The sequence below is a fragment of the Variovorax sp. KK3 genome, assembly GCF_001984055.1.
In the GTDB taxonomy this organism is placed as follows: Bacteria; Pseudomonadota; Gammaproteobacteria; order Burkholderiales; family Burkholderiaceae_C; genus Variovorax.
This window is the reverse complement of record NZ_LYVO01000040.1, coordinates 51,012-60,814: the sequence shown is the minus strand read 5'-3', so window position 1 is coordinate 60,814 and position 9,803 is coordinate 51,012. Positions and strand designations below refer to the sequence as shown.

Sequence of the window (9,803 nt, the reverse complement as noted above, 5' to 3'; positions counted from 1 at the left end):
GGCAATAACAAGGATGGTCATGGTCAGATCACTTTCGCTTCGTTCTTGAGCTTGTCGACCAGCGTGGCGACGTCGGGCACCTTGATGCCGGCACCGCGCTTGGGCGGCTCGCTGACCTTCAGCGTCTTCAGCCGCGGCTTGGCGTCCACGCCCAGGTCCTCGGGCTTGAAGGTGTCGAGCTGCTTCTTCTTGGCCTTCATGATGTTGGGCAGCGTGACGTAGCGCGGCTCGTTCAGGCGCAGGTCGGTGGTGATGACGGCCGGCAGGCTCAGGGCGATGGTTTCGAGGCCGCCGTCGACTTCACGGGTGACTTGCACCTTGTCGCCCGACACTTCGACCTTGCTGGCGAAGGTGGCTTGCGGCAGGTCGGCCAGCGCAGCCAGCATCTGGCCGGTCTGGTTGGCGTCGTCGTCGATGGCCTGCTTGCCGAGGATGACGAGTTGGGGCTGTTCCTTGTCGACCAGGGCCTTGAGCAGCTTGGCCACGGCCAGCGGCTGCAGCTCTTCGGTGGTCTCGACCAGGATGCCGCGGTCGGCGCCGATGGCCATGGCGGTGCGCAGGGTCTCCTGGCACTTCGCATCGCCGCAGCTCACGGCGATGATCTCGGTGGCGACGCCCTTCTCTTTCAGGCGAACCGCTTCTTCGACGGCGATCTCGTCGAAGGGGTTCATGCTCATCTTGACGTTGGCGATATCGACACCGGTGCCGTCGCTCTTGACGCGCACCTTGACGTTGTAGTCCACCACGCGCTTCACGGGGACAAGAATCTTCATGCTGCTCTACCTCTCGAGTTGAACCAGGCGCGCGCCTGGCAGGCGAGACAAGGATCGTTCGAAGCACCGGAACCGGTCAATGGCTTCGCTTCCAACGTTCCGTACTTCGCCAACCGCGTTGCGCCGGTTCACGTGCGGGGCTTTGCTTACCCGGCTTCCATTGCACGGAACGCGAAAAAAAGCCCACCGCCGGTGGGCTTGAACAAGGCCAGCCCTGCTGCCCTTGGAGAAGCGGCTTGCGGCTTCAGAAGGCGTGGCGAATCCCGAAGTCGTAGCCGGTGGCCGTGCGTGGCGCATAACCCACCGAGCCATTGCCGCTCGTGTAGAAGGCCGGACTGGCGCCACCCGTCACGGCACCCATGATCGCTGGGTTGTTCTGTCCGTTCTTGATGCGCACGCGCGCGGCCGTGGCATAGAGCGCCGTGCGCTTGCTCAGGTTGTAGATGTAGCCGACGGCGATCTTGCCGGCCGAGGCATCGAGGTTCGCCGCGAACGGGCTTGATGCGGGGAGTGCCTGGTCGTTCTTGTACTTGACCCGCGAGTAGGCTGCGCGGATGAGCCCCGCGCCGACCGGCACCGTCACACCGATCAAGCCGCCGGTGTACTTGTCCTTGTCCGTCAGGTCGATTCGCGCCAGGCCGCCCGCGAGCGGCACCGACGTCCGAAAGTCGTCTGTCACCCGCGAGTACTCGCCGAACAGCTTGAGCGGACCGAAGTCGTACGACGCGCCGAGGTTGAAGGTCTTCAGCTTGTCGTCGGCGGCCGCGCCGGCCAAGGTCGATGCGGTTACGTCGGCGACGGTGCTCTCGCCGTACGACACCGCGACGTCCACCGGCCCGTTCGCATAGCCGAAGCGGCCGCCGATGTATCGGCCCTTGCTGGAACTCGGCAGCCCATCCTGCTTTATGTTTTCCGGCAGTGCGTATTGCACCTGGCCATAGAAGCCGCCCAGGTTGCCGGGCAGGAAATAGCCGATCGTGTTGCTGGTGCGAACGTAGCTGTCGGTCGCACCGAGGCCGATGACGCCCGGGTTCGCCGCGGTGGCGGCGCCGCGCACGGTGGCCAGGTTGGAATTCACCGTGAAGATCAGACTCGGGCCGGCGCCGACGCTGCCGAAGGGATCGAACACGGTGTCGTTCCAGAAGGTCGGCGTGTAGTCGCGCCCCAGGCGCAGTTCGCCGAAGCCGCCCGACAGGCTCACGGTGGAGCGCCGTGCGAAATCGCTGAGCGCCTTGGCGCCGCTGTCGTTGGAGATGCCGGATTCCAGCCAGAAGCTCGCCGCCAGTCCACCGCCCAGGTCTTCGGTGCCACGAAAGCCCAGCCGGCTGGTGTTGTAGCCCGAGTTGTGAAGCGCATCGAGGCTGCGCTTGACGGTGGACTGCAGCAGCGGCGGCAGCACGGGCACGCCGGTGTTGTTGTAGAACTCGCTCTTGACCTCGTAGCGGCTGATGGTGGCGTCGACGACGCCGAACAGCGTCACGGACGATTGCGCCGAAGCGGCGCTGGCAAGGGCCATCAACGCCACGGCGGTGGCGCTTTTCGTGAGTCTCATGTGTCTCCTAAGTTGGGTGTGCGCTTGGCAACATCGGTTGCGCAGTCGAGGTTCTTCGGCGCGCTGCACGGCGTCAACGCGCGGCCTGCATTCGTTCCGTACTGCGGCGCACAGGCGTCGGCGATGGCGATGAACCGCTGCCGCGCGCGAGGCGCGGGCGGGTAGCATACGAACGCAATTCATCGACCCACGGACTTCCAACACATGGCAAAACGGCAGGCGAACGTCACGGCGGATACGCGGGAGAAGCTGCTGACGCTGGCAGCCCGCTCCTTCAGCACGCAGGGCTACACGGCGACCACGATGCGCGGCATCGCCGATCAGGCCGGCATCGAGGCGGCCAGCATCTACTACCACTTCGCCTCGAAGGAAGAGCTGGTCGACGAGGTCATGGCGCACGGTGCCGACAGCATCGTCGCGCATCTCCAATCGCACCTGGACGCCCTGCCCGCCGGCGCCGGTGCCCGCGAGCGCTTCAAGGCGGCGCTGGTGGGCCAGATGAGCGCGTTGATCAAGTTCGGCGACTACGCCATGGCACACGGCCGGCTGCTCGCCCAGTTGCCCGACAAGCCCCGCGAACGCCAGGTGAAGCGGCGCGAACACCACCAGAAGCTGTGGACTTCACTGATCGAAGCCCTGCGCGACGAAGGCCTGCTGCGGCCCGACGTGGACATCGCGCTGTGCCGCGTCTTCGTGCTGGGCATCGTCAACTCGGCGCAGACCTGGTTCAACCCGCGCAAGGGCTCGATGGAGCGCGTGGCGGAGCAGTTCTGCACCATCTTCTTCGAAGGCATGCTGCCCGAAGACCGGCGGCCCGGCGTCGGCGGCGCGACAACCAGCATCGCAGACGAGGCGAACGCGGCGGACGCGGCGCCTGCCAGCTGATCGCCCGCCGGGACTTCAGCGCTGCACTTGCACGCCCGCGAGCTGCACCAGCCGCCGGGCCTTGTCGAACTCCCGCGGCGCTGCAGACTGCAACGCGGCCGGCCCCTGGATCGCGACGTCGAGCCCCTGAGCCTTGCACAGTTCCTTGAACTCCGGCTGGGCTGCCGCCGCCGTCATGGCGGCGCCGATGGCCTCGACGATGGGCGCCGGGGTTCCGGTGCGCACCAGGGCCAGGATGGGCGTGACGAAGTCGTAGCCCTTGAGCCCCGATTCATCGAGCGTGGGCACTTGCGGCAACGAGATCGAGCGCTTGAGGCTGGTGACCGCCAGCATGCGGATCTTGCCCGCCTGCAGCAGCGGCAGCGTGACCCCGGTGCCGTTGAAGCCCACCTGTGCCTGGCCCGAGGCCACCTCCAGCGCCGCCTGCGACGCCGACTTGTAGGGCACGTGCAGCATCTCGATGCCGGCCTGCTGGGCCAGCATCACAGCGCCCAGGTGCGACGACGTGCCCGCGCCCGGTGACGCATAGCTGACGGTGCCGGGCGCCTTCTTCGCGGCGGCCACCAGGTCCTGCACCGTCTTGAACGGCGAGTCCGCCGGCACGAACACGACGATGGGCGCCTGCGCGAACGAGGCCACCGGCGTGAGGTCGCCGCGGGCATCGAAGTTCAGGTTGTCGTACAGCACCGGCAGGCTGTAGTGCGCGCCCGTGCTGAACAGGATGGTGTAGCCGTCGGCCGCCGCCTTCGCGACGAAGTCGGTGCCCAGCGCCCCGCCCGCGCCGGCCTTGTTGTCGACCACCACCGCCACGCCCCACTTGCGGCTCATCTGGTTGGCGATGAAGCGCGCCGTGATGTCGGTGCCGGTGCCCGGTGCATTGCTGACGACGGCGCGCACCGGCTGGGCGGGATAGGTGTCGGCGGCTGCCCACGTGGGCAGGGTCGAGGAAGCGGCGGCCAGCATGAAGTGGCGTCGGTGGATCATCTTGTCGTCTCCTGGAAGTTCGTCGGCTGCGGACGGCATGACGCGCCGCCGTCCGATCATCGGAAGAGAGCCGAGCCGCGCCAATCACCCGCGGCGGTATGTTCCGTACTTCGGTGGCGAACCGCGGGCTCGCTCGGAACGGAAACGACGGCGACGCCGGTGCGTCGACCGTTCACCCGCGAGTCACCCCACGGCGCACATCGCCGCAAGTTGCTCCGCCTTCATCCGTGGGTCGATCAGACGCAACGCACCCAGCAGTGCTTGCGCGCGTGACACGCCCAACACGTCGGCGACCAGTTCCATGAACTTGGCGTCCTGCTCGGCCTCGGGCATGGGATTGACGTCCGTTCCGATCGGGTCTTCGACGAAGACCTGTTCCGACGTGCCGTCCCGGAACGACACGGTGACGTCGGCGACGAACTTGCCGGGATAGCGCTTCTCGAGCAAAGGCTCTTCGGTGATGCGAATGCTGCGCGCCATGTCGATGACCGGTGCCATGTCCACCTGCCCGGCCAGGTAGTCGCGATGGATGCGGTAGCCGTTGCCCAGCCCCAGCAGCGTGAACGCCGCCTGGATGGGCAGGCTGAACTGCACGTGCTCGATGTTCTTCGGCTCGTAGGCATTGGCGTTGGCCGTCCCGACGACCACGTTGAAATGCGGCGCGATCTTCAGGTGAACCTCGGCGATCTGGCCACGCCGCGTGGCGAAGGGCCGCAGCGCATCGATGTAGGCGTGCGTGCAGTAGCAGGCGCAGTAGGCCTTGAGCCAGACGGTGCCGACCTCGAAGGGTCGCTCCAGGCCGAAGCGTTGCTCCGCGTCTTCGCCGGGCCCGCGCTGCAGGAAGGTCTTGAAGAAGCCCTTGTTGCCGGAAAAAGGCGCACGCGGCCCCGTGATGCCGGCGCGTGCCATGTCGGCCGCGACCATCCCGTTGCGCGTGCCGATGCCGGCGTGGATGCGCTTGATGGAACCGCCGGTGGATGTGTATTCGGTGGTGCCCGACGCATGGCTCAACGCGATGGCCAGCGCATGCAGCGTGGTCTCGGCATCGAAGCCGCGCAGCTTGGCCGCCACGGCTGCCGCGCCAAAGTTGGACAGCACCCCATGCGGATGGAAGCCGCGCCGCAGCAGGTCGGGTGCGGCCAGCACGCCGATGCGGGTGTAGACCTCGTAGCCCGCCACCATCGCGGTGACGACTTCTTCGAGACTGGAGCCCAGCTCTTCGCCGATGGCCAGCGCCGTCGGAATGACGCAGCTGCCGGGGTGGCTGGCGCTCGGCCCGTGCGCGTCGTCGTACTCGAAGCCGTGCCCGTAGGCGCCGTTGACGAAGGCCGCGTCCTGCGCGCTCATGGTGAGGCGGCTTGCCGACACGCGGCTCTTGCCGGGGCGCTGCTGCGCCACGGCGTATTCCAGCAGCTGACGCGACCAGGGCATGCGCGAGGTGCCGATCTGCAGCGCGAGCTGGTCGCGCATGAGGCGGTTCACGCCGGCATGCGCGGCGGCGTCGAGGTGCTCGTAGCGCAGGTCCTGGATGAAGCGGACCACCGCCTGTTCGAGCGGTGGGCAATGCGTGAGGGTTTGGCCGTCGTTGCGTGGGTCGGTCATGGCAGGTGCTCGGTGTCTTTCGATGTCGTCGGGCTCGGTCGCTCGGTTCGCGTGCATTCAGTTCGCCTTGGTCAGATCCGCCAGCCGCTTCCATCGCGCGGCCTCGGCGACCGCGCCGGCCTGGAAGGGCTTGGCGTCGACGATCTCGACGTACATGGTCTGCTTTACGCAGAACTCGCGGAACTCGCTGCCCTGCGCGATGGCCACCAATTCGTCCGACAGCTTCTGCACGATGGCAGCCGGCGTGCCGACGGGAGCGATGGCGCCGATCCACGACGAAATCTCGTAGCCCGGCACGCCGGCCTCGGCCACCGTGGGCACCTCGGGCAACTCGTCCCAGCGCACGCGGCTGGTGACGGCCAGCGCACGCAGCTTGCCGCTCTTGACCAGCGGCACCACGGCCGAACTGTTGCAGGTGAAGTCGACCTGGCCGCCCACCGTGTCGGTGACGGCCGGCGAGTTGCCCTTGTAGGCCACGTGCCGGGCCTTGGTGCGCGTCATCTCGTTGAGCAGCGCGGTGCACATCTGCGAGGTGCTTCCGTTGCCGCCCGAGGCGAAGGTCAGGTCGTTGGGCCGCGCCTTCATCGCGGCGATCAGGTCCTGCAGCGTCTTGTAGGGCGACGAGGCGGGCACGACGAAGGCCAGGGCCGCGCCGTTGAAGCGAGCGACGGGCGTGAAGTCCTTGACCGGGTCGAAGCTGACCGGCGCCTCCGACACGTGCGGCGTGGCGTAGAGCGGGATCCCGGCGAAGAGGATGGTGTAGCCGTCGGCCGGCGCCTTCGAGACGAAGGTGATGCCGACCGCGCCGCCCGCGCCGTCGCGGTTCTCGACCACCACCGGCGAATTGAGCCGGCGCGCGAGGCGCTCGGAGAAGAAGCGCGCCGTCACGTCCACGGCCGTGCCGGGCGAGGCGGGGACGATGAGGCGGATGGGCTTGGTCGGATAGGCGGCCTGCGCCTGCGCCGGTGCATGGAGCCCCGAGGCCGCGAGCGCCGTCGAAGCAGCGGCCGCGAGGATGAGTGTTCTCTTGTCGATCATGTCGTCGTCTCCGTTCTGTTGAATTCCTGTGCAGCGAATCGACGCCTACACGACCCCTCGCTCGCGCAGCCCGGCGATGTAGCCGGCCGAGTAGCCCAGTTCGTGCAATATCTCGTCGGTGTGCTCGCCGGCCTTCGGCGGACGGCGCTCGATGGCCGATGGCGTGCGCGACAGCGAGATGGGCGCGGACACCAGCGGCACGGGCTCCGCGATGCCCGGGTACTCGACCGGATAAAAGGCGCCCGATGCACGAATGCCTTCGTCGTCCAGCACCTGGCGCGGCGAGTAGACGGGGCCGGCGGGAATGCGCGCCTCTTCGAGATGCGCCAGCGCTTCGTCGCGCGTGTACTGCGCGCACCACTGCGTCATCAGGCCGCTGAGCAGTTCGCCATGTTCGCCGCGGCTGCGGTCGTCCTTGAAGCGCTCGTCGTCCACCAGCTCGGGCCGGCCCACCAGCCGCGCCCATCGATTGAACATCACGGGGCCGATGACCTGCGTGATGATCCAGCCGTCGCGGGTCTTGAAGATGTCGGAGGGCGCGTACTGCGGTGCGCGGTTGCCGGTGCCGCCGCGGTTCAGCCGCAGCACGGCTTCCTCGATCAACGCGCCGCTCGAAAAGTTGAGCGCGGTCTGCAAGAGCGACGCGCCGACCTCCTGCCCCTTGCCGCTGCTTTTGCGTTCGTACAGCGCCATCACCGTGCCCAGCGCGCAGGACATGGCGGTGGCGAAGTCCACGATGGGCACCATGAACTTGGTCGGCCGATCGCTCTCGCCCGTGATGTGCACGGCACCGCTGATGGCCTGGCCCACGCCGTCGAAGCCGATGCGGTCGCGCATGGTGGGCGAGGCGCCGAAGGCCGACGAGGCGGTGAGGATGACGTCGGGCTTGATCCTGCACAGGCTCTCGTAGTCCAGCCCGAGGGCGGCGATGGTCTTGGGCGGCATGTTGGCGATGACCACGTCGGCCGTGCGAAGCAGGCGCTGCATCACCTCCCTGCCTTCGGGCGTGTCGATCTCCAGGCTCAGCGACCGCTTGTTGCGGTTGACTTGCAGGAAGAGCGCGCCCTCGCCCTCTTCGGACACGGGCACGATGAAGCGGTCTTCGCTGCCGCCCACGCGGTCGATGCGGATCACCTCCGCACCGAAGTCCGCCAGCAGGGCCGCGCAGTACGGCCCCGCGATGAAGCGGCCGAAGTCCAGGACTTTCACGCCTTCCAATACCTTGTTCATTCGAAGTTCCCGTCAGTGGTGCTTTTCTTTTCCGGGGCACCCGCGGAACGGGCTTTGCCCGGCCGCTGGATGCGCCCCCTCGAGGGGGGATGCGAGCGACACGAAGTGCGCGACAGTCGGGGCTGGGTCATGGCATGCCTTCGAAATCGGCCATTGCCTTCTCGAACTCTTTTGCCGCGTTGCGAAGCACCGGCGCGATGCGCCGCTGCTCGGCCGCCAGATCGGGCTGCATGTCGGCCTTGCCGCAACTCAGGCCCATGACGATGCCGCGCCGGCCCAGGCGCACGGGCAGCGCCACGCCGTAGGCATCGCGCTGGTAGCCGCCGAGCACAGCGCAGGTGCCGTTGGCCTCCATGTCGCGGAAGCTCTGGTGGATGGCGCGCTCGACCTGCGCGGCGCCGGCCCCATAGGCGCGCGACACCGTCGCGACCAGCGCCTCGCGCTCGGCAGGTGGCAGGCCCCACAGGTAGGCATGGCCGATCGAGGTGGTGCCCAGCGGCAGCACCGAGCCCTGGCCCAGGCGCAGCGTGGCCACCTTGTGGCCGACGCGGTAGCCGAGGTACAGCATCTCCATGTCGTCGCGTACCGCCAACGCCACCGAGACGTCGAGCCGGTCTGCCAGGTCTTGCAGATAGGGGTTGACCCGCGCCTGCAGGTCGCTGCCGGCCAGATAGGCGTGGCCGATGCCCACCGGCGCCGCGCCGAGTTCGAACTCTCGCCCGCCCGGCACGCGCTGCAGCGCACCCAGCTGCAGCAAGGTGGACGTGAGCCGCGACACCGTGGCCTTGGACAGGCCGGTGCGCCGCACCAGCTCCGCGTTCGACAGCGAGGCGCGGTCGGACCGGAATGCGCGCAGCACCTGCATGCCGCGCGCGACGGTCAGCACGCCGCCGGAGGGCGTCGCGGTAGCGGTCATGCTTCCCCCACCTTCTGCTGCACCGCCGACACCGCCGCCAGCAGCTTCGGCCCCAGCTCGCGCTCGACCCGCGCGCGCGTCATCTGCGCGCTCGAGCCCACGCAGGCCACGACCAGCGGCGCATGGTGCTCGACCACGAGCGGCGCGGCGATGATGCCCAGCTCGGCATCCCACTCGCCCAGCGAGGCGCAAAAGCCCAGCTGATGCACCTGCGCGATCGCCTCGCTGGAGCGGCGGCGCAGGCGCGGCCATTCGCGCGGCATGCGGCGCTCGACGTTCTCGAGCAGGTAGTAGCGTTCCAGCTCCGGCAGTGCCGCCAGCAGCGCCCACCCCATGGGCGACGACGCGATGCCCACGCGCACGCCGGCGTGCAGGTTCAGCGCCAGCGGCGCGCCGGCGCCGCTGCAGCTCTCGAGCACGATCAGGTCGAGCCGGTCGCGCGAGCTGAGGTTGACGTGCAGCCGGTGCTGGTCCGCCATCGCCTGCATCTGCTGGCGCGCTGCGCGCTGCACGCCCGAGTTGGCGATGGCGCCGTAGCCCAGCGCCAGCACCGGCGGCGCGAGCCGGTACTTGCGGTCGGCCGCATCGTGATGCAGGTAGCCCAGCAGCACCAGCGTCTGGGCGATGCGCGACACGGTGGACGCGGGCAGGCCCGTGCGCTGCGCGAGTTCGCGGTTGCCCAGCCAGCGGTCTTGCGGCGTGAAGGCCCACAGCAACTCCATGGCACGGGCGAAAGGCGTGACCATCGCCTGGCCGGCCTTGTCGGCGGGCGCGCGACCCGACGCCGGCCCAGCGGCGCCGGAAGGCCGTGCCATCGGTTCGA

Annotated in this window: 9 protein-coding genes; 1 reads left to right on the top strand and 8 read right to left on the bottom strand. The window is 68.3% G+C overall.

Going from position 1 to position 9,803, the window contains the following annotated elements; all coding sequences use genetic code 11:
* Positions 1-23: 23 nt before the first annotated feature.
* On the bottom strand, positions 24-773 hold the full coding sequence (locus B0W80_RS19530) for an electron transfer flavoprotein subunit beta/FixA family protein (RefSeq protein WP_077000813.1): 750 nt from the start codon (positions 771-773) through the stop codon (positions 24-26).
* A gap of 244 nt (positions 774-1,017) precedes the next feature.
* The gene (locus B0W80_RS19525) at positions 1,018-2,325 is read right to left on the bottom strand and encodes a porin (RefSeq protein WP_077000812.1); all 1,308 of its coding nucleotides are present in this window, start codon (positions 2,323-2,325) and stop codon (positions 1,018-1,020) included.
* Between the two features lie 204 nt (positions 2,326-2,529).
* Here B0W80_RS19525 and B0W80_RS19520 point away from each other — a divergent pair, with 204 nt between their 5' ends.
* Positions 2,530-3,210: a TetR/AcrR family transcriptional regulator gene (locus tag B0W80_RS19520; RefSeq protein WP_077000811.1), complete on the top strand. Its 681-nt coding sequence runs from the start codon at positions 2,530-2,532 to the stop codon at positions 3,208-3,210.
* 15 nt (positions 3,211-3,225) lie between these two features.
* Here B0W80_RS19520 and B0W80_RS19515 read toward each other — a convergent pair whose 3' ends face one another.
* From B0W80_RS19515 to B0W80_RS19490, 6 genes are all read right to left on the bottom strand, one after another.
* Positions 3,226-4,194, bottom strand: a complete 969-nt coding sequence (locus B0W80_RS19515; protein ID WP_077000810.1) for a tripartite tricarboxylate transporter substrate binding protein — start codon at positions 4,192-4,194, stop codon at positions 3,226-3,228.
* A gap of 183 nt (positions 4,195-4,377) precedes the next feature.
* Positions 4,378-5,796 (bottom strand): MmgE/PrpD family protein, encoded by a 1,419-nt coding sequence (locus B0W80_RS19510; RefSeq protein WP_077000823.1) that lies wholly within the window; start codon positions 5,794-5,796, stop codon positions 4,378-4,380.
* A gap of 57 nt (positions 5,797-5,853) precedes the next feature.
* On the bottom strand, positions 5,854-6,834 hold the full coding sequence (locus B0W80_RS19505) for a tripartite tricarboxylate transporter substrate binding protein (protein WP_077000809.1): 981 nt from the start codon (positions 6,832-6,834) through the stop codon (positions 5,854-5,856).
* A gap of 45 nt (positions 6,835-6,879) precedes the next feature.
* Positions 6,880-8,064: a CaiB/BaiF CoA-transferase family protein gene (locus B0W80_RS19500; RefSeq protein WP_077000808.1), complete on the bottom strand. Its 1,185-nt coding sequence runs from the start codon at positions 8,062-8,064 to the stop codon at positions 6,880-6,882.
* A 127-nt stretch (positions 8,065-8,191) separates the two neighbouring features.
* Positions 8,192-8,980 carry an IclR family transcriptional regulator gene (locus B0W80_RS19495; RefSeq protein ID WP_077000807.1) on the bottom strand — a complete coding sequence of 263 codons (789 nt, stop codon included), beginning with the start codon at positions 8,978-8,980 and terminating at the stop codon, positions 8,192-8,194.
* Positions 8,977-9,795, bottom strand: a complete 819-nt coding sequence (locus B0W80_RS19490) for an IclR family transcriptional regulator (protein WP_077000822.1) — start codon at positions 9,793-9,795, stop codon at positions 8,977-8,979. The genes B0W80_RS19495 and B0W80_RS19490 overlap by 4 nt, the downstream gene beginning before the upstream one ends.
* Positions 9,796-9,803: the final 8 nt, after the last annotated feature.